Annotated in this window: 1 protein-coding gene; it reads left to right on the top strand. The window is 58.8% G+C overall.

Annotation, left to right across the window (positions count from 1 at the left end; genetic code table 11):
- A partial coding sequence (locus KVH01_RS30875) for an immunoglobulin-like domain-containing protein (RefSeq protein WP_217883821.1) occupies positions 1-228 on the top strand: 228 nt, incomplete at both ends.

Genomic DNA, 228 nt, shown 5'->3' with positions numbered 1-228 from the left:
CAGACCGTCCAGATCACCGACGCTTCCGGCGGCAACTTCGAAAAACTCGAAGTCGCAGGCAATGGCGCAACCACCACGATCAACGACACCATCGACAAGGTCGATGTCGTCCTGACGGCCACTACCACCGTTGGCGAAGGCGGCAACATCGTCTACACCGCCAGCCTTGTGGATAAAAACGGCGCGCCGGTGACTAATATCACCAATCCGCTCACCGTCACCCTGGAC

This window comes from Pseudomonas khavaziana (genome assembly GCF_019145205.1).
GTDB classification, from domain to species: Bacteria; Pseudomonadota; Gammaproteobacteria; order Pseudomonadales; family Pseudomonadaceae; genus Aquipseudomonas; species Aquipseudomonas khavaziana.
Note: the sequence above shows the minus strand (reverse complement) of the source record. Positions and strands in the feature narration are given on the sequence as shown.